Below are 20,137 nucleotides of genomic sequence, written 5' to 3'. Positions count from 1 at the left end.
AAACAGAGTTCCTCTTTTCTATTTAACTTTTAGAGCTTAGTTGCTTTCGTCTTCTTTACGTTTCAACTGACCAAGTCCTAAAACTCCTACTAAAGCTGCTAGACCAAGATATGGCATGTAGCTTGAATCATTTGTACCTGTTTGAGGTAGAGTAGGGTTACCTTTTGGTTTTGGAGTAGGAGTCGTTGGCTCCTCTGGTTTCTTAGGTTCTGGCGTTGTTGTGCGAACTGTATTTGAAGCGTAAGCAACTTTGTTCACAGTATTTACATAGGTATTTTCAAAAGTTCCAACAGCAATTCGTTTCATTTGAATATAAGTCTCAGCTTGGAATGGAGAATCCAACTGAATCTCTTGAAGGAATTCTTCCTTGAAGCGAATGGTAATCATTCCCTTATCTTGATCATGTTCAACCTGTGTTTCAGCTGTTAAGTCTGTCCCTGCCTTAATAACACGACCGTCTTTCAATCGGATATCAACCTTGGCAAGAACTTTATAATTTCCAGTGTATTGATCACCTTTTTGGTCATAATCATCTACAAAACTATAGTCATTCAAGTCCTCAGAATGATTTTGTGGAATCAAACCACCGATTAAACGATAATTGAAGTACTGGTTCAACGGAATGGTTTGACCATCGATATTGTCACTACTTGGATCCATACTGATTGTCACATCTTTTTTCGGTGTGATTTTCGGTACGTTGTTGACAACTACTTCTGTAGCATAGCCATTTCCAAAATCAATTTGGTAGGCTTTGTTTTCATACTTACCACCCGTTTGACCAAATTCAGGTTTAACTGTCATCGGATCTGTGATGAGCAATGATTTTCCTGCTGCTACATAGTTCTTGTAGAATTCGGCTGGATTATCAGCTGAGAAGAGTTGGAAAGCACCTTTAACAGTGATGTTTGCTTTCTTCAACAAGTCCTGAACTTTCTTAGGAGCAGCTTCTAAACTATCATATTGTTGAACACTGATACCTGATACAAGGTTGCCCTCTAGATCACGAATCTTAACCAATTCTGGTTGAAGGGTTAAGGCTTCTTCTGGATAATCATCCACATAGTAGAAACCATTTTGAATTGCTTCTTTAGAAGATTTATCTCCCTTGTATTGGTCCAAATCCCATGTGAGTTCGTAGTAGTTCGTTGAACCAGCTAGAACCTCTTTACCATCAATATTTACACCTTGCTTGTTCTTGTTAACTTTCAAAGGCTTGATGTAGTTGTTATTTGGATTGTCAGGATCATTTGGTTTACCTGGAGTCGTTACACGAACAATGTTTGACTTAACACCGTAGGCGTCGTTGACTGTCAATGTAAAGTTATTTGTATAAGTTGCCCCATCATTCAAGACACGACCAACAACAGTTGGATATAGAGTCTCAAAGGATTTTGTCAAATCTGCATTGAAAGCAGCCAAGGTCTCCTCAGTAGCCTTAAAGGTTACAGTGTGACTAGCTTTATCATAGCTTGTTTCAAAACCTTTGCTTGCAGCCTTGGTTGCTTCCAAATCAAACTGATAGCCAGTTGGAAGTGGATCTACCAATACAAACGAAGTTGTTTTTGGACGACCAGCTGTCAACGCTTCTGTTTTCAACTCAAACTTCACTACAGACTGCTTAGCAACGAGAGTACGGTCGATATCTACTCCGTCCTCATTTTTAATTTCTTTATTAATCTGAGGTTGTGCAAATAGACGATTGTAATGGAAGTGAACTGTTGGCATCGCTGGTGGTGTTGGCAACTGCTTAGGAGTTGGTGCTACCGGCGGAGTTGGCAATGGATCATAATTTGGCTCTTCTGGTTTTGATGGCTCCGGTTGATCTGGAGTTTTTACCGGTGGAGTTGGCTCATTTTCGTAGTTTGGTGCTACTGGAGCTGGTTCCAATGGTTTCTCTGTCTCATATGTTGGCTCTTCTGGTTTTGATGGCTCCGGTTGATCTGGAGTTTTTACCGGTGGAGTTGGCTCATTTTCGTAGTTTGGTGCTACTGGAGCTGGTTCCAATGGTTTCTCTGTCTCATATGTTGGCTCTTCTGGTTTTGATGGCTCCGGTTGATCTGGAGTTTTTACCGGTGGAGTTGGCTCATTTTCGTAGTTTGGTGCTACTGGAGCTGGTTCCAATGGTTTCTCTACTTCATAAGTTGGAGCTTGTGGTGCAGTTGGTTCTACTGGCGGAGTTGGTTTTTCTTTTGTAATTTTCGGAACGTTAACCGCACGAATTTTACCATTGAGCGAGTACCAAATGTTTGGTTTCTTACCATTTTCTACCGCCATAACTGGATCAGACGGAACTACTAAAGTAGCTGAAATGGCACCGACAGTAACACGGTTAGTTGAACCAGACATGCTGATTGCTCCTGCACCATACCAAGAGTTTGGAGCATCTGATGAATCCCATCCTGAATTAGGCTGGCTATTTTTATACATTGTCCAGCGAGCTCCACCTTGCCCTTGTTTAAAGTTCAGGGTTTCTGTGGCATAAATCTTTCCGTCTTTTTCTCCAACAGATGAACCGGAAATTTTAATAAAGTTACCAGTGTAATCCTTGGCCATCTCAATAGAATTATTTTCTCTATTTAGAGATGCAACTGAAAGAAGGGCATTGTCGAAATTAATTGGTTGGTCATTTTCATCATAGAAGGTAAATTCATTTTTAATAAAAATTGAAGTCCCTTTTTCAACATCACCAGTGTAAGCAGAAGCAAAGACTCCCAAAGTTGGGTCACTAAAGATTCCCAACCAAACTTTTCCAGTAGGATTTTTAAATTGAGAAGAAGGATCTACAGTATATTTGTAAACAATCTTCGAAATCTTTTTACCGTTGTAGTATGAATTTTGAAGGTTGGTATAAGTTGCTGTAGCACTTTGTCCACGTTCTAAAAGAACCGATCCCCATTTAACCTCTGTTTTATTCCCTACATTGGTCGTCCATTCTGATTTGTCTCCAATATTACCATACAATTCCACTGAAGAAGTAGTTGCACCGTTCTCCAAGTTCTTGACATTGAGATTGTCTAACTGAAGATTTTTCTTACCATATTGGTCTGTGTCTTTCTTAAAGGCTTCATCAACTGCTGCTGCAGTGAGAAGTTTTCCTTCTGTTTTGAGGTCAAGTTGGGCATTCGGTTCTAAATCATAAACCAAGCTCTGAGCAGATGGCTTAGACAAGTAACCATCTTGATCTTTATTCTTTTCAAGTTCTACAAGCGCTGCCTTAATTTGGGCCTGCTCATCTTCATAAGCCTTTAATTTAGCTGGATACTCAGCCAACTCTTTTTTATATTTGGCAAGATCTGCTTCATATTTCGCAACTTTAGCTTCGTATTCAGCTTTTGCGGCGGCATTGCGTTGCTTGATTTCTTCATTTTCAGCTTGGAGCGCAGCATTTTTTGCCTTGTTGTCTTCAACTGCCTTCTCGTAAGTTGCTTTTGCATCAGCATTAGCTTTTTGAACGCGAGCTAATTCCGTCTGGTATTCGGCTAGCTTAGCTTGGTAGTCTGCTTCATTGGTAGCATTTGCTTGCTTAACTGCCGCCAAATCTGCTTCGTATTTTTTCACCGCTGCGTCATAAGTCGATTTTGCAGTGGCGTTACGTTGCTTAATCGCTTCATTTTCAGCTTGAATGGCTGTATTTTTTGCAGTATTTTCTTTCACTGCTTTATCATAAGCTTCTTTAGCTTCAGCATTTGCCTTTTGAACACGTGCCAACTCTGTTTGATAAGCTGCTAATTTAGCTTGATAATCAGCATCATTATCTTCCTTGGCTTTCTTAATAGATGCGAGGTCTGCTTCATACTGCTTCATCGCCGCTTCATAAGTTGCTTTGGCAGTTTCATTACGTTGTTTAATCGCTTCATTTTCAGCTTGAAGCGCTGCATTTTTTGCAGTGTTTTCTTTTACGGCTTTATCATATGCCTCTTTAGCTTCAGCATTAGCTTTTTGTACTCGAGCTAATTCTGTCTGGTAAGCTGAAAGTTTATTTTGATAATCCTGTTGACTATCTTCGTTTGCTTTTTTGACAGTTGCTAAATCTTTTTGATATTGTGCTAGCTTAGCCTCGTATTCTGCTTTAGCTGTTGCATTGGCAGTGTTGATTTTTTCAACTTCTTCTTGATGACTTTTTAGATCTTTTTGATACTTGTCATCCGCTGCTTTGTTTTCAGCATTGATTTTATCTGTTTCAGCCTGATGAGCTGCGACTTCCTTTTTATATGCTTCAGTCGTTGTCTTTATTTCTTCAGCCTGTTTAGCATAGTCGCTTTTAATCTCATCTTGTTTTTGAGCATTCTCTGTAGCAGTTGTGGCGGTTCCTTTGTCTTTTGTTTCATCTTGAACCACCTTTACTCCTGCAGATTTTGCATCGGCAACTGCTTTATCCAAATCAGCTGATGATACTTCTACTGGCAAAGCTGAGTCTTTAGAACCAGCCTTAGCTTGACTCTCTTTGGCAACTTGGCTCATTTCACCCTGAGCTTCAGGTAGATTTGTAGCGGGGTTTCCCGTAGTAGCTACCTCAACTGTACTTGTACTAGTTGTCTCTGTAACTTCATCAGCAAATACTGCTTTGTCTGCAAAAGCAATCAAAGCCGTTCCTAAAACAGCACCACACAAAGTTTTCGCAACTTTGCTTTTACGAAATCCATAGACTTCTTTTTTATTTTTCATTATAAGTCATTTCCTTATCTAAATTTAGTCGTTACCTCTTATACTAGCACTTTACAAGGCAGGATGCAAATATTTACTCTTTTTTCTTTTTATTTATAGAAAAATTCTACATATTTATAAATTAAATTAAAAAGAAGATGGTCACACCATCTTCTTTTAGTTAACTATTTATTTTTCAGTCAAAGCTGCCAATCCTGGAAGAACTTTACCTTCAAGAAGTTCCATTGATGCTCCACCACCAGTAGAGATCCATGAGAACTTGTCTGCACGGCCAAGGTTGATAGCTGCAGCAGCTGAGTCACCACCACCAATGATTGATTTCACTCCTGGTTGTTTTACGATAGCGTCCATGACACCGATTGTACCAGCTTGGAAGTCAGGGTTTTCAAATACACCCATAGGTCCGTTCCATACAACTGTTTTTGCACCAGTCAAAGCTTCGTCAAATTTAGCGATAGATTTAGGACCAATATCCAAACCAAGGAAGCCTGGGTCTACTGCTTCACCTTCAGTGTCTTTCACTTCAGTGTAGTCAGCAAATGCGTTTGCTTCTTTTGAGTCAACTGGCAAGATCAATTTGCCGTTTGCTTTTTCAAGAAGAGCTTTCGCAACATCCAATTTATCTTCTTCTACAAGTGAGTTACCGATTTCGATACCTTGTGCTTTGTAGAATGTGTAAGTCATCCCACCACCGATAAGCACTTTATCAGCTTTTTCAAGCAAGTTTTCGATAACACCGATCTTGTCTGAAACTTTTGAACCACCAAGGATAGCCACGAATGGACGTTCTGGAGCTTCAACTGCTTCTTGGATGTAGGCAATTTCGTTTTCAAGAAGGAATCCAGCAACTGCTTTTTCAACGTTTGCTGAGATACCAACGTTAGATGCGTGTGCACGGTGAGCTGTACCGAATGCATCGTTTACGAAGATACCATCTCCAAGTGATGCCCAGTATTTACCAAGTTCAGGATCGTTTTTAGATTCTTTCTTGCCATCAACATCTTCGAAACGAGTGTTTTCAACCAAGAGAACTTGTCCATCTTCAAGAGCGTTAACAGCGGCTTCCAATTCAGCACCACGTGTAACACCTGGGATAAACTTAACTTCTTGTCCCAATTTAGCAGCCAAGTCAGCAGCTACAGGAGCAAGTGATTTACCTTCTTTGTCTGCTTCTTCTTTTACACGTCCAAGGTGAGAGAAGAGGACTGCACGTCCACCTTGTTCAAGGATGTACTTGATAGTTGGAAGAGCTGCAGTGATACGGTTATCATTGGTAATCACGCCATCTTTAACAGGTACGTTGAAGTCAACACGAACGAGAACTTTTTTCCCTTTCAAGTCAACGTCTTTAACAGTCAATTTTGCCATTAGATATGACTCCTTCTTTTTTTATACGTGTTAATTATATCACAAAATCCGCAAAAGAGATAGAAAAACCCTAAACTTTTCTTGTTCATTCTTCTATCTATTAACCTAAAAACCTAGGATTGCAGTGCGGGAAATAGTAATCTTCACATAATTCGGTTGGAATAATTTAGGCAAATTCTTGATTGATCTGCCTAATTACTTCTATACCATTCTTTTTCTAACACTTTAATCCTTAATATTCTAAACTCTACAGTCCTTCTTTTTGAATTGCTAGGTTTCTTATTATACAATATAACTAAAATAGTTTCTTTAGTTTGTGCTATTTGAGATTAAAAGAAGGGGAATTGCTACCATGAAATTAGAAAGACTAATCTATATTTTACTGTCTCTTTTAAATAAGAAGAGAATAACAGCTAAAGAGATTGCAGAGAGATTTGAAATATCTACTCGAACTGTATATAGGGACATGGATACACTCAGTTTAGCGGGGATCCCAATCTATTCGGAACGTGGAGATAAGGGAGGTTTCTATATACCGAGCGACTATAAGATAGACAGAAACTTTTTCACTGAGGAGGAGAGACAGTTTATCATTAATATGAGCCAAAATGTTAGTAAAATCGTTGGTCATTCAAGTCTTGACAGTATCGAACACAAGCTGTCTTCTCAAGAAATTACAAGAGCAAACAGTCCTTTTTACTTTGATCTCAGTTCCTGGACTCTTAATACAAATTATTTACTAGAAATTGAGGAAGCGATACAAACTGAACAGATGATTTCTTTTTCTTACTATTCGAAAAAACAGGAGAAAAGTCAGCGAACAATTATCCCATACAGATTGATCTATAAACTGAATGCTTGGTATGTTATCGGTTACTGCTTAGAAAAATTAGATTTTCGTATTTTTAAATTAACTCGAATTCGTGAACTAGAACTAGTGGAGATAAAAGATAAACCATTCGATTATCCACGTTTATCTCAAGAAAAGTTAGAGCTTTTTTTAAATCCCCCAAAACATAAAGTGGAGGGGCAAGGAGAAGAAATCGAACTAGTTTTTACAAGATTTGCACTCCCAAAAATCTACGATCACTTCACGGAAGAAGAAATCAGAGTCGAGGACGAAATAATAAAAGTTCAGGCATTCAGAGCTTTAACTCCTGCATTTTTTGATTTACTCTTAAGCTTTGGTTATCAAGTAAAGGTCGTATCTCCAAGTCACTTACAAAATCTACTGGTCAGTACTCTCAAAAAAAATCTTCAGCAATATGACAACCTGTAGTCATATTTCCTTTTGTATACTCTTAAGTGGGCAAAATATTTCGTGATATTCATCATAGCCCAATTATTTTACAGGAGGTTCCAAATGGATACAAAAACACTTGCAGAAAGCTATTTTACAGCAGTAAATGAGGGAGGCTGGGAAGATTTCGTAGCTGAAAACTTTGATTATGGCATGTGCGATAGTATAGAAATTCGACAAGGACGTGATGTTTATTTGCAAGGCGCAGGCCAATTCTATGCTTTGAGCCAGCATCTTGAAGTGAAGCAATTACTTGTTGATGGTCGAACAGTCTCAGCTTTAAATCGATACCGTCTACATTCTCCTCAAGGAAAAGAACTAGAGCTGGATGTCGCAGAATTTCTGAAATTCGATGAATTTGATAAATTAGTTGCATCCAATATTTATTTCGACACCTATCGTTTCCAAAAATTTATCCAAGGAATTGAATAACAAAAATCTAGCTTCAAATTTACTCTTCAATTTCAAAACTAAAAACAAGGCCTGACTAATCTACAGTCAAACCTTGTTTTTTATTTTTATAAGAAAATCCAAGATTCGTAAATTCGATTAATCTTCTCTCTTCTTTCCAGCAAGCAAGCCGTAGCCACTCATTACTCCGAGGAGTCCCAGCGCTACTAGACTAGCATCTCTTGTCGCTCCCGTATTTGGCAGCTCTTTACTTACTTCTTCAACTTTTGCTGGCGTTGCTAAAAGCGCTTGATCCCTTGTTTGTGAGACTTGCTCTTCTTTCGTTCCTACTTCAACAATTTCTGGAAGAGCTTCCTTGAGAACCTCAGTAGAATGAAGAGTGCGTTTGCCCTGACCATCAACTTCTACAAAGCGACGAACTTGGCCCTCAACTCCTGCTTGAACTAGCTGGCGTTTGCCTTTGAGAAGGGCTGCATTTGGCCGTTCCTGATGTTCGAAGGAAACTGTTCCCTCTTCAACTTCCAGTTTCGGAGTTTCTAGAACTAAATCTTTCACACCTTCAGCTGGTTGGTTGCTTGATAGAACTTTTGTCCCAACTTCAGTGATTTCTGGGATTGCTTCCTTGACCACCTCAGTCAAACGAAGAGTGCGTTTGCCCTGACCATCAACTTCTACAAAGTGGCGAACTTGACCTTCAACTCCAGCTTGCACAACACGGCGTTGTCCTTTGAGAAATTCGGAGTTTGGTCGCTCCTGACGTTCATAGGCTGTTGTTTCAGTTTCAATAACTAGTTCAGGGAGGGCCTCAACCGTTGGGGCCACTTCATTTGGATCCATACTTCCAACATGGTGACTTTCTTCTGCAGGAGCTAGTTTCTTATTTAGCTTTTCTTTCATTTCCGCAAAATCTTGTGGAGTTGGCATCTCTGAAGCCAACAAAGTTTCTGCTTGGGCAATCAACTCAGCTTGAGAATCTTTTTCACGAAGGGATTCGAGCAAACCTTCCAATTCTTCTCTAGCAGTCTGATAACGTTGATTTCCATCCAAGTCTGTCCCTGCTTGTTTCAACTCATTCAAAGCCTGGTTTACTTCTTCTTGGCTAGCATTATGGTTTTCTGCTACAGCTTTCGCTGCATTGAGCTTCTCTACTAGTGCTGCTTGTTTGTCCTCGCTTGAGAAGGTGTAGGCAAGGGTTGACTGACGGCCTTGGGCAGCAGTAATTTCTTGTTTGAGGTACTCGTCGTTGACAGCTGCTTTTGGAGAAACCAAGACGTCAAACTCAGCTGTGTGTCCCTTGTAATGAAGGGTCAAGGTCTGACGACCAGTCTTTTGAGCATCGTAGCCCGTAATTTCAACACCTTGATCCGTGAAGGCATGGCTTTCTTCTGTCTCATCATCATAGAGAATGCCGAAGCGCCCTTCTGCAAGATCCAGTTGCTCTCCTACTAGATAGTCCGTTTTCGGTTTCTGAGTAATGTACAGACCTGCTACTTCCTTTAGTTTTCCTTCATCTTGACCAGTCACTTGTACCTTCAAGTCACCGCTTACTGGAAGTCCAAGATAGCTAACTGTGAGCTTTTGTTCCCCTTTTTGATGAGCGTTGTAGCCAGAAACAGTCACACCTGAGTGAGTAAGGTTAATCAGCTCGTCTGCTTGCCCCCCTTCGTATTGAACACGGAGGGTTCCGCCTCTAAGGTCCAGTTTTTCTCCCTCTTTGTAAACCGTCTTCTTAGGCCCTTTTTCAAGACTAACTGCAGCAATTTTCCTCTCATCCTGTGGAATCGCTACTGCCAAGGTGTTACTGATTTCTTTGCCAGGTAGTTGGGTACGATAGTAGAGGAGATTTGGTTGCTTGTCAAAGGCCAATGGTGCAGTTGCCAGGTCGCCACCAGTTTCAGACTTCAAGGTTGCAATTGGTGTTTGTGAATCAGCCTTGTCGTAAACGGTGATGGTTGCGCCTGCTGGAACATCAGAGAAGCCTAGTTGAACTTGGTGGTTTCCAAGTGAACGAGCAGCTACCTTAGCCATTGGAATATTTTGACTTTCTGTGTCCAAGGTTTCGTACATCTTCCAGTTGTAGATACGAATGGCCTTCCAAGGTGTCCCATTATCTGAAGTGATAACTTTTAGGCGCCAGTCTTGGGCAGTGATTGGTTTGTCAAGAGTAATATCTGTCACGTGTGCTTTGTTGCCACGGACTTCCTTAGCTAGTTTCCACTCACCATCTGCATCTTTATAATAAAGGTCAAAGTCTTTGGTGTTCATCAAACCGTCGTTGACAGACTCACCACCAGCTCCCGCATGATCCATGACCCATCTAACAACGGTACGTGGCTTGGTCAAGCGAATATCCACACTACCGCTCAACTGAGCTGAAGACCACTTATCTGACAAGCTAGTAATGGTACCGTTCAACATGCCTTCGATGCCTTCCCCACCTTCAGTATTCGGGAAAGTGCTACCAATAACCGTTGCCCCTGGAACAATATTTTCAGCCAAAGGTCTTGGGAGAGTTGTATCCTGAACAGTCATACCCCAGTTGAATGACGCAGTTGCAGCCTCAGAACGGAGCCCATTTTTACCAACTGCAACGACTTTCAATTCTTGAGTCGTACCAGTCGCATTAGCAGAACGGCTAACTTTTGGCAAGTAGATGGTTGAAGCAGATGAACCTGTCAACAAACGCCAGTTATCCCCATCTTTTTCGTAGACTTCATAGAAATCCGCATCTTGGTTACCCGAAAATTGAACCACTGCTTCAGCTTCTTGGGCATTCTTAAGAGATTGCTTCACCACAGAGAGACCTGTAGGCGCTTGTGGTGCTTGGTGACTGTCTGAAATTGTTAATTGTCCTAGGTTAAACTGATAATCTTTTACAGCTCCTTCATGCTCGAAGAAGAGTTTGACTGCATAGATGGTTTTACCTGCTAGTGAGCTGAGGTCAAATTCTTCATTCTTCCAGTCATCAGAGAGAGTCAGTTCTTTCCATGCAGCTGCATCCTCAAATTTGTAGTCTGGAGTCGTAGAGAAGGCCATATAAACTTTAGAGCCTTTTCCTCCCTTGTGGGCAACACGAAGTTTGGTTTTCTCAGTTACTTCTAGTTTGGTAGAATACAAATTCACATCCTGGTCCGTCTTACCAGCTACATCACCTGAGAATTTAAGAGAGTTCCCACCATTATAGGCATCTGTAAAATCATATTCTGCACGAAGTTTTTCACCTGTCGAAGTCTGCCACCAGCGCCATGTTGGCAAAACACCTGAAACAGAACGGTAGTTCCACTCAGAATCCTTAGAAACTTTACCGTCAACAAACCATTTTCTACCATGACCTGTATTAAAAGAGGTGGTGAAGGTACGTCCTACTGCTGGTGTACGGTCAGCAACTAAATTGGCAATTCCATACCACTCTTTATCTGCTGGTTTTTGAGCCGTTGGATCTCCTTGGTAACCTGTAAAGAAGATGTCTTCGTTCTTGTGGTAGTCTTCGCCTGTTTTTCCTAGACTGGTAATCGTATCTGGTGCAAAAAGTCCAAGTGACAAACGCAACTTACCCTTTTCATCCAAGAGAGCATCCCATTTGACTTTGGTCTTATAAGAACCACCTTGTTGCAATTCCAAGCCTGCAAAGACATCATATTGGCTACGTTCTAGCCATTTGGCCATCTCTACGGAGTGGTCATTCTTTTCCTTGTTCCAGTTGAAATTGGCAAAAAATTGATCTGCAGGGACTTTGTCTCCTTCTTTTTGCATGAACTGGTAGTTGTAATCACCTAGACCATCTTCGTGGTAACGACCGTATTTGTAGGTCATGGCATCGTACCAAGCATACTTGATTGGGTGGTTGACTTTGGCTGCGTATTCTTTTGTATAGAGCATGAATTGGCGCATTTTTTCACCAAGAGGTGCTACCAATTCCCCCGTTGTTTCCTGATTAATGAAATAGCCATCAAAGCCATAGTACTTAGCAAGATCGACAAGTTTCCGTGCGATAGGGAAGGTGCCATCTGCGTCTTGTTTCAAGGCAGCTGCAAATTTCTCTTGGTCGGCAATGCTGTTAGACCAGTTGAAAAAGAGTGTTCCATAAACGGGAACTCCGTTACGGTGACCGGCATCAATGACATCTGGAGTTGGAACTAGACCTTCCCAGAAGACCATTGAATCCAAGTATTGCCAGTAATCAAAAGCGTAGGCCTTGAATTCCTCACCACCGACAGAAGCGTGGTCTTTAGCTTTCGAGTTGGTATTTGTTAGAGCTTGAACCTTGGCTCTTCTGCTTGCTTTTTCATTAACCAACTGGCCTCTATGGCGCTTGGCGAGTTCAACTGAGGAACGGTTGATGGAATCATCCTCACGCGCACCCGGTTCCCATTTCAACAAATCCTCCCATGTATCAAATTTGATTTCTTTTGGTCGGAGACTCTTTTCTTCATTTTTAGGAACGTCTGTTAGAGTCGGTTTGTCGGCTTTCTTCTCAGCTACTTGAGGTGCCTCCTCTGGTTTAACTTCTTCTTTATCAGTTGGTTGAGCAGGTTTTTCAGCTTTATCTGCCGGAGCGGGTTTTGCCTCTTCTTTTTCATTGACCAAATCAGCTATTGCTGGAGTGTTTTCTGAAATTGGCTGCTCAGCTACTTTGTTCTCTGTTTCCTCTAATTGTTTTTCAAGGGCTACAGTATCTGGATTAGCTGTTTCACTAGCGCTTGTAGCTTGGGCGCTCGTATTTGCAGCTGTTTCAGGGACTGCGACTTGTTCGGCAAGAGCTGGACTCACAAATAGAGCTGAACCAATCATCAAGGAACAGGCCCCGATTGACAGCTTACGAATACTGTAACGGCAACGTTTTTCAAAAAATAGATCTTTCATCTTATCCTCCTAATAAAATATAAAGTAAGCGCTTTACTTTTTGATAAAAAGTAACTGTTCTCAGTGCACACCACCAGAACAGGATCATCTTCATTTTATCCTATATGAAAGCGATGTCAATCTATTTAACATAAAAACTATAACTAGGATAAAAATCAGTAAAATTTGGACACAATCCTATAAATCATCTATCTCAAAGGAAATCTATCTCTCATTTTAAAAGAAAGTTCTTGTTTCTTATGAAAATTTCAGCTAAACACTTGTGAGATTTACTTTTATCCTTTAAAATAGAATAGGAGAAATTCCGTTATTATTTTTCGGAGGAAAAAGAAATGTCCATTAATTGGCAGGAAATTTTATTTCACTTTTTAGGAGGTCTAGGACTGTTTTTGTACAGTATTAAGACCATGGGAGACGGTTTGCAACAAGCTGCTGGAGATCGCCTTCGTTTTTACATTGACAAGTACACTAGCAATCCCTTTTTAGGTGTTCTAGTCGGGATTGTCGTGACTGCCCTGATTCAGTCAAGTACAGGGGTTACAGTTATCACGGTCGGACTGGTCAGCGCTAGTCTTCTCACTCTTAGACAGGCTATCGGAATTATCATGGGAGCCAACATCGGAACCACCGTTACTTCCTTTATCATCGGTTTCAAGCTTGGTGAGTATGCTTTACCCTTGATTTTCCTTGGGACTATGTTCCTCTTCTTTACAAAAAACAGAACAGCAAACAATATCGGGCGCATCCTGTTTGGTGTCGGGGGAATCTTTTACGCCCTTAATCTCATCAGTGCCGGTATGAGTCCGCTTAAAGATTTACCACAATTCAAGGAATATATGGTAACCTTGGGACAAAATCCTATTTTAGGAGTAGTAGCTGGTGCAGTGATTACCGTCCTCATCCAGGCTTCCTCGGCTACAATCGGGATTTTGCAAGGCCTCTATGCAGGTGGGTTCCTTGACCTTAAAGGTTCGCTACCAGTTCTCTTCGGGGATAATATCGGGACAACCTTAACCGTTATCATTGCCGCAGCTGGAGCCAATGTCTCTGCGAAACGCGTTGCAGCGACTCACGTTACCTTTAACGTTCTAGGGACTATTCTTTGCTTAATCTTATTAGGCCCCTTCACTGCTATGATCGAGTACTTCCAGGCACTCCTTCACCTCTCACCTGAGATGACGATTGCCTTCTCTCACGGTGCCTTTAACGTAAGTAACACCATTGTACAATTTCCGTTCATCGGAGCCTTGGCCTACTTTGTAACCAAGCTCATCCCTGGTGAAGACGAGGTTGTCAAGTACGAGCCCCTTTATCTCGACGAGCAACTTATCCAGCAATCTCCTTCTATTGCCCTAGGAAATGCCAAAAAAGAGCTCTTGCACTTGGGGAACTATGCAGCCAAAGCTTTTGACCTTTCTTATACCTATATCATCGCTTTGGATGAAAAGGTAGCTGAAAAAGGTCACAAGACAGAGGAAGCCATCAACACCATCGATGAAAAACTCACTCGTTACCTCATCAGACTCTCAAGCGAATCCTTGAGTCAAAAGGAAAGTGAAGTCTTGACTAACATCCTGGATTCATCTCGTGATTTGGAACGGATTGGGGACCACGCAGAAGGCTTGCTCAACCTAACAGACTACCTCCAACGTAAGAATGTTCAGTTCTCTGAAGCTGCTTTGGAGGAATTGGCGGATATCTATCAAAAAACTACTGACTTTATCAAGGATGCCCTTGATAGTGTGGAAAACAATGATATTGAAAAAGCTCAAAGTCTGATTGAACGCCATAAAGAAATCAACAATATGGAACGCGTTCTCAGAAAGACTCACATCAAACGCCTTAACAAAGGTGAGTGTTCTACACAAGCTGGAGTCAACTTTATCGACATCATTTCCCACTACACTCGTGTGTCCGACCATGCTATGAACCTAGCCGAAAAGGTCATTGCTGAACAAATCTAATACTCTTCGAAAATCTCTTCAAACCACGTCAACGTCGCCTTGCCGTACTCAAGTACAGCCTGCGGCTAGTTTCCTAGTTTGCTCTTTGATTTTCATTGAGTATAAGTACCAAGAAGCTGTCCTGAATGGGATGGCTTTTTTGTCTCCTCATCAAGAATTTCTTTTGGAACATATAAAAAAAGCTTTGATTCACAATGGAATCAAAGCTTTTTAAAGAGTTCTCCAAACATGATAGCAGAAACTGCAGTGCCCCTATACTTGGCTTCTTCTCTTTTGATAAAACGCGCCAAGTTTATCAATTCAGGTGCTGGGTGTTTGGGATTGGTGAGCAATTCACGGGTGACCAGTCCTGAGAGACGGACTGCTAGTAACTGCTCATTTGTAGTGGGTAGTTTTTTAGCAGTCTCTAGGAGAGCAGCAACTAAATCTTCACTCAAACCCTGACGAGCATGGTTGTAGAGATCTCTTATAAGGCTTTCTAGGTTTGGTTCTGCCATCTCCTGACCACCTCCCTTATGTTTAATAATTTTTAATCAAATCAACCGTTGAACGATCCAATTTTTTCACCAAGGCTTGCAAGAAAGCTTGGGCTTCTAGAAAGTCATCCATAGCGTAGAGAGTTTGGTGAGAGTGGATATAACGAGCGCAGACACCGATGGTTGTTGATGGGACACCACCATTTTTCAGATGAGCTGCTCCAGCGTCCGTTCCACCTTTTCCACAGTAGTATTGGTACTTGATGCCAGCTTCTTCAGCCGTTGTCAAAAGGAAATCCTTCATACCTGGGAGGAGCAAGTGACCTGGATCATAGAAACGAATCAAAGTTCCATCCCCAATCTTGCCTTGACCACCATAAACATCACCAGCAGGTGAACAGTCAACTGCCAGAAAGACTTCTGGGTCAAACTTAGTTGTAGAAGTATGAGCGCCACGAAGCCCAACTTCTTCTTGGACGTTAGAGCCAAGATAGAGTTCATTTCCGAGTTTTTGACCTGACAAAGCTTCTGCTAGCTCACTAACCATAAGAACACCGTAGCGGTTGTCCCAAGCTTTTGAAATGATATTTTTTTCATTGGCTGTTAAGATCGCTGAGCTATCTGGCACGATGGTATCACCAGGACGAATGCCAAAACTTTCTGCCTCAGCCTTGTCTGCAAAACCACCATCAAAAATGATATCAGAGATAGCTGGCATGGTTGGTCCACCTGTTCCACGAGTCAAATGTGGAGGGACAGAACCTGAGATCACAGGAATTTCACGACCGTTACGAGTAAAGAGTTTAAAGCGTTGGCTGCTGACCACCATAGGGTTCCAGCCACCGATTTCAACCACACGGAAGGTTCCGTCTGGCTTAATCTCGCTGACCATAAAACCAACTTCGTCCATGTGAGATGCGACCAAGACGCGTGGCGCATCCGCAGCTTCTGAATGCTTGATACCGAAAATACCACCTAAGCCATCTGTCACTACTTCATCCACGTGCGGTGTCAACTTTTCACGAAGATAAGTCCGGACAGGCGCTTCGTGGCCTGAGATCGCAGCAAGCTCTGTTACTTCTTTGATTTTTGAAAATAATGTTGTCATATCAGTTCCTTCTTTCTGTCCTCCATTTTACCACTTTTTATAGGAGAAGGATAGTGGGAAGGTGGATTGGTTTTTACTCAGTTTTCCAATAAAAGAGAGGGGCAGATATTATTTCAGGAATTTTTCTTTCTTTTTACATTAAATTGTCAGAAAATTTATTGACAGATTAAAAAAATCGTGTTACATTATCTCCAAGGGTATTTTTATACCAAATCTACATGAAAGGACGGAGCATGAAACTCTCTCATATTTTAACAGGCTTACTTCTACTCCTGGTCTTTCTCTCCATTAGTATTGGAACCAGTGATTTTTCGTGGGAAAAGCTCTTTGCTTTTGACCAGCAAACCTGGCTTCTCTTTCAAGAGTCGCGTCTTCCAAGAACCATCAGTATTCTCCTTGCAGCCTCTAGTATGAGCATGGCAGGACTCCTCATGCAGACCATTACCCAAAATCAGTTTGCTGCTCCGAGTACAGTCGGAACGACAGAAGCTGCCAAACTGGGAATGGTGTTGAGTCTCTTTGTCTTTCCGTCTGCGAGTCTGACCCAAAAGATGCTCTTTGCTTTTGGCTCATCCATCTTATTTACCCTCTTCTTCCTAGCCTTTATGACTATTTTTTCTATAAAGGAAAGGTGGATGTTGCCCTTGATCGGGATCATCTATAGTGGGATTATCGGTTCTGTCACAGAAGTTATCGCCTATCGTTTCAATCTGGTTCAGAGTATGACGGCCTGGACCCAGGGCTCCTTCTCCATGATTCAGACCCATCAGTATGAGTGGCTTTTCTTAGGCCTCATCATCCTGATAGCCGTTTGGAAATTATCCCAAACCTTTACCATCATGAATCTGGGCAAGGAAACCAGTGAGAGTTTGGGGATTTCTTACTCCCTACTTGAAAAGCTGGCCCTCTTTCTGGTGGCGCTAACGACAAGTGTCACCATGATTACCGTGGGTGCCTTGCCATTTCTCGGGGTCATCGTTCCCAATCTTGTCCGCAAGCGCTATGGAGATAATCTGAGTCAAACCAAACTCATCGTCGCTCTGGTCGGCGCCAATCTGGTTCTGGCCTGCGATATCCTCTCTCGAGTCTTGATTCGGCCCTATGAGCTGTCTGTCAGTCTCCTACTAGGAATCATCGGTAGCCTCGTCTTTATCCTACTTCTCTGGAGAGGAGGACAAAAGGATGCAGTTTAAAAGCAAACATACCAAACTCTTCAGCCTTCTCATTATCCTGGCCATCGGAGCTTGTCTCCTCTACTTTTGGCCTATCACTAACCTGTCTGTCTTTGCCTGGAAGCTGCGTTCCCAAAAAATCATCGTTTATCTCTTGGTAGCCATCGCGACAGGGATTTCGACCATTAGTTTTCAAACCCTGACGGAAAATCGCTTTCTGACGCCAAGTATTTTGGGAATCGAATCCTTCTATGTCCTGCTACAGACCCTGCTACTGATATTTGAAAGCAAATTTCTACAGCTTGGGAAGTCGCCTGTCTTAGAATTTCTAATCTTGCTTCTGCTTCAATCCCTCTTCTTTCTCGCCTTACAAGGTTACTTGAAGACGCTGATGAAGCAAAATTTGGTTTTCATTCTGCTAATCTGCCTAGCCCTGGGAAGTCTCTTTCGAAATATCAGTACCTTCCTACAAGTTCTGATGGATCCAAATGAATACGATAAACTGCAGAACAATCTCTTTGCCTCCTTTCAGCATCTCAACACTTCCATCCTAGCCATCAGTTCTCTGATCATCCTTGCCTTGACAATCTTTTTCTTTCGAAAAGCAGTCGTTCTGGATGTCTTGCACCTGCAAAGAGAAACGGCTCAGATACTGGGACTCGATGTTGAAAAAGAACAGAGAGAACTCCTCTGGGGTATCGTGCTTTTGACCTCAACAGCCACTGCCTTGGTAGGGCCTATGGCCTTCTTCGGCTTTATGCTGGCCAATCTTACCTACCTAATCGTCAAAGATTATCGGCACAAGTTGCTCTTTATCCTAGCCATTCTGATTGGATTTATTAGTTTGACCTTGGGGCAAGCCCTCATTGAACGAGTCTTTGCTTTGGAAATTCGCATCAGCATGATCATCGAGAGTGTGGGTGGTCTCTTATTCTTTATCTTACTTTACAGGAGGGCCCGTCGGTGAAACTGGAAAACATTGACAAATCCATTCAAAAACAGGATATTTTGCAAGACATTTCCCTTGAAGTCAGTCCTCAGAAACTGACAGCCTTTATTGGTCCAAATGGTGCTGGAAAATCAACTCTTCTCTCCATCATGAGCAGACTGACCAAGAAAGATCAGGGAATTCTCAGTATCAAAGGCCGTGAAATCGAGAGCTGGAATTCGCAAGAACTGGCCAAAGAGCTTACCATCCTAAAGCAGAAGATTAATTACCAAGCCAAATTGACTGTAGAAGAATTAGTCAGCTTTGGACGTTTTCCCTACAGTCGAGGTAGACTGAGAGCGGAAGACTGGGAAAAAATCCGAGAAACTCTAGACTATCTAGAACTGACCAACCTAAAAGACCGCTACATCGATAGTCTGTCTGGCGGACAGTTGCAACGTGTCTTTATCGCTATGGTACTAGCCCAGGATACAGACTTTATCTTGCTGGACGAACCGCTTAACAATCTCGATATCAAGCAAAGCGTCAGCATGATGCAGATCCTTCGGCGACTGGTGGAGGAACTTGGCAAAACCATTATCATCGTCCTACACGATATCAACATGGCTAGCCAATATGCGGATGAAATTGTTGCCTTCAAGGACGGTCAAGTCTTTTGCAAGGGAACGACTGCTCAAATCATGCAGGCTGGCCTGCTCAGTCAACTCTATGGGATCCCCATTACGCTGGCTGATATCAATGGCAAAAAGATCTGTATCTATAGCTAGCTATTCTGAACTCATGTTAGAGAACTCTCTATCTCTTAGCTAACAAACCTATCTAAGAGACCCCTACATCGTTACTATATTTTAAAAAGGAGAAATCATGAAAACATCCCTTAAACTTTATCTCACTGCCCTAGCTGCCAGCTTCTTGCTCTTACTTGGTGCATGTAGTACAAATACAAATTCAAGCACTAGCCAGACAGAGACAAGTAGCTCTGCTCCAACAGAGATAACTATTAAAAGTTCACTAGATGAGGTCAAACTTTCAAAGATTCCTGAAAAGATTGTGACCTTTGACCTTGGTGCTGCGGATACTATTCGCGCTTTAGGTTTTGAAAAGAATATCGTCGGAATGCCTACAAAAACTGTTCCGACTTACCTAAACGATCTTGCAGGAAATGTCAACAATGTGGGTTCCATGGTTGAACCAGACCTAGAAGCCATTGCTGCTCTTGAACCGGATTTGATTATCGCTTCTCCACGTACCCAAAAATTCGTAGACAAGTTCAAAGAAATCGCTCCAACCGTGCTCTTCCAAGCAAGCAAGGACGACTACTGGACTTCTACCAAGGCCAACATCGAATCTCTAGCAAGCGCCTTTGGTGAAACTGGTACACAGAAAGCCAAGGAAGAATTGGCTAACCTGGACAAGAGCATCCAAGAAGTCGCAACTAAAAACGAAAGTTCTGACAAAAAAGCCCTTGCTATCCTCCTCAATGAAGGAAAAATGGCTGCCTTTGGTGCCCAATCGCGTTTCTCTTTCTTGTATCAAACCTTAAAATTCAACCCAACTGACACCAAATTTGAAGACTCTCGCCACGGACAAGAAGTCAGCTTTGAAAGTGTCAAAGAAATCAATCCTGACATCCTCTTTGTCATTAACCGTACCCTTGCCATTGGTGGGGACAACTCTAGCAACGATGGCGTCCTAGAAAATGCCCTCATCGCTGAAACTCCTGCTGCGAAAAATGGTAAAATCATCCAACTAACACCAGACCTCTGGTATCTAAGTGGTGGCGGTCTTGAATCAACTAAACTTATGATTGAAGACGCTCAAAAAGCTTTGAAATAAACAAGAAAACCCAACATCAGGT

The 20,137-nt window shown here is 41.9% G+C and carries 12 protein-coding genes; 7 read left to right on the top strand and 5 right to left on the bottom strand.

The features are described from left to right. Positions 1-36 precede the first annotated feature (36 nt). Both MP387_RS01595 and MP387_RS01590 read right to left on the bottom strand, forming a co-directional pair. Complete coding sequence (locus tag MP387_RS01595) at positions 37-4,668, bottom strand: antigen I/II family LPXTG-anchored adhesin (RefSeq protein WP_242747199.1); 4,632 nt, start codon at positions 4,666-4,668, stop codon at positions 37-39. A 168-nt stretch (positions 4,669-4,836) separates the two neighbouring features. Continuing rightward, complete coding sequence (locus tag MP387_RS01590; RefSeq protein WP_001096777.1) at positions 4,837-6,036, bottom strand: phosphoglycerate kinase; 1,200 nt, start codon at positions 6,034-6,036, stop codon at positions 4,837-4,839. Positions 6,037-6,388: 352 nt separating this feature from the next. Here MP387_RS01590 and MP387_RS01585 point away from each other — a divergent pair, with 352 nt between their 5' ends. Further along, a complete protein-coding gene (locus tag MP387_RS01585) occupies positions 6,389-7,315 on the top strand; it encodes a helix-turn-helix transcriptional regulator (RefSeq protein ID WP_000764444.1) in 927 nt (308 codons plus the stop codon). An 84-nt stretch (positions 7,316-7,399) separates the two neighbouring features. Further along, a complete protein-coding gene (locus MP387_RS01580) occupies positions 7,400-7,768 on the top strand; it encodes a hypothetical protein (RefSeq protein ID WP_002879468.1) in 369 nt (122 codons plus the stop codon). Positions 7,769-7,885: 117 nt separating this feature from the next. Here the strand turns inward: MP387_RS01580 and MP387_RS01575 are convergent, their stop codons facing one another. After that, a complete protein-coding gene (locus MP387_RS01575) occupies positions 7,886-12,610 on the bottom strand; it encodes an endo-beta-N-acetylglucosaminidase (protein ID WP_242747197.1) in 4,725 nt (1,574 codons plus the stop codon). A 332-nt stretch (positions 12,611-12,942) separates the two neighbouring features. Here MP387_RS01575 and MP387_RS01570 point away from each other — a divergent pair, with 332 nt between their 5' ends. Further along, positions 12,943-14,574, top strand: a complete 1,632-nt coding sequence (locus MP387_RS01570; RefSeq protein WP_242747195.1) for a Na/Pi cotransporter family protein — start codon at positions 12,943-12,945, stop codon at positions 14,572-14,574. A gap of 200 nt (positions 14,575-14,774) precedes the next feature. Here the strand turns inward: MP387_RS01570 and MP387_RS01565 are convergent, their stop codons facing one another. Next, positions 14,775-15,071, bottom strand: coding sequence for a bacteriocin immunity family protein (locus MP387_RS01565; protein ID WP_242747193.1), 297 nt, complete (start codon positions 15,069-15,071; stop codon positions 14,775-14,777). 22 nt (positions 15,072-15,093) lie between these two features. Next, positions 15,094-16,158 (bottom strand): glutamyl aminopeptidase, encoded by a 1,065-nt coding sequence (gene pepA, locus MP387_RS01560; protein WP_242747191.1) that lies wholly within the window; start codon positions 16,156-16,158, stop codon positions 15,094-15,096. A gap of 233 nt (positions 16,159-16,391) precedes the next feature. Here pepA and MP387_RS01555 point away from each other — a divergent pair, with 233 nt between their 5' ends. From MP387_RS01555 to MP387_RS01540, 4 genes are all read left to right on the top strand, one after another. Beyond that, complete coding sequence (locus MP387_RS01555; protein ID WP_242747190.1) at positions 16,392-17,351, top strand: ABC transporter permease; 960 nt, start codon at positions 16,392-16,394, stop codon at positions 17,349-17,351. Continuing rightward, positions 17,341-18,297: an iron chelate uptake ABC transporter family permease subunit gene (locus MP387_RS01550; protein ID WP_242747188.1), complete on the top strand. Its 957-nt coding sequence runs from the start codon at positions 17,341-17,343 to the stop codon at positions 18,295-18,297. Before MP387_RS01555 ends, MP387_RS01550 begins: the two co-directional genes overlap by 11 nt. After that, positions 18,294-19,046, top strand: coding sequence for an iron ABC transporter ATP-binding protein (locus MP387_RS01545; protein ID WP_242747186.1), 753 nt, complete (start codon positions 18,294-18,296; stop codon positions 19,044-19,046). The genes MP387_RS01550 and MP387_RS01545 overlap by 4 nt, the downstream gene beginning before the upstream one ends. 97 nt (positions 19,047-19,143) lie before the next feature. Further along, positions 19,144-20,115 (top strand): siderophore ABC transporter substrate-binding protein, encoded by a 972-nt coding sequence (locus tag MP387_RS01540; protein ID WP_242747184.1) that lies wholly within the window; start codon positions 19,144-19,146, stop codon positions 20,113-20,115. Positions 20,116-20,137: the final 22 nt, after the last annotated feature.

The organism is Streptococcus oralis (genome assembly GCF_022749195.1).
Taxonomy (GTDB): Bacteria; Bacillota; Bacilli; order Lactobacillales; family Streptococcaceae; genus Streptococcus; species Streptococcus oralis_CI.
Note: the sequence above shows the minus strand (reverse complement) of the source record. Positions and strands in the feature narration are given on the sequence as shown.

What these genes read in the sequence shown, in the direction of transcription:
- MP387_RS01595 (WP_242747199.1), bottom strand. Translation starts at nt 4,668, where the DNA reads ATGAAAAATAAAAAAGAAGTCTATGGATTTCGTAAAAGCAAAGTTGCG.
- MP387_RS01590 (WP_001096777.1), bottom strand. Translation starts at nt 6,036, where the DNA reads ATGGCAAAATTGACTGTTAAAGACGTTGACTTGAAAGGGAAAAAAGTT.
- MP387_RS01585 (WP_000764444.1), top strand. Translation starts at nt 6,389, where the DNA reads ATGAAATTAGAAAGACTAATCTATATTTTACTGTCTCTTTTAAATAAG.
- MP387_RS01580 (WP_002879468.1), top strand. Translation starts at nt 7,400, where the DNA reads ATGGATACAAAAACACTTGCAGAAAGCTATTTTACAGCAGTAAATGAG.
- MP387_RS01575 (WP_242747197.1), bottom strand. Translation starts at nt 12,610, where the DNA reads ATGAAAGATCTATTTTTTGAAAAACGTTGCCGTTACAGTATTCGTAAG.
- MP387_RS01570 (WP_242747195.1), top strand. Translation starts at nt 12,943, where the DNA reads ATGTCCATTAATTGGCAGGAAATTTTATTTCACTTTTTAGGAGGTCTA.
- MP387_RS01565 (WP_242747193.1), bottom strand. Translation starts at nt 15,071, where the DNA reads ATGGCAGAACCAAACCTAGAAAGCCTTATAAGAGATCTCTACAACCAT.
- pepA (WP_242747191.1), bottom strand. Translation starts at nt 16,158, where the DNA reads ATGACAACATTATTTTCAAAAATCAAAGAAGTAACAGAGCTTGCTGCG.
- MP387_RS01555 (WP_242747190.1), top strand. Translation starts at nt 16,392, where the DNA reads ATGAAACTCTCTCATATTTTAACAGGCTTACTTCTACTCCTGGTCTTT.
- MP387_RS01550 (WP_242747188.1), top strand. Translation starts at nt 17,341, where the DNA reads ATGCAGTTTAAAAGCAAACATACCAAACTCTTCAGCCTTCTCATTATC.
- MP387_RS01540 (WP_242747184.1), top strand. Translation starts at nt 19,144, where the DNA reads ATGAAAACATCCCTTAAACTTTATCTCACTGCCCTAGCTGCCAGCTTC.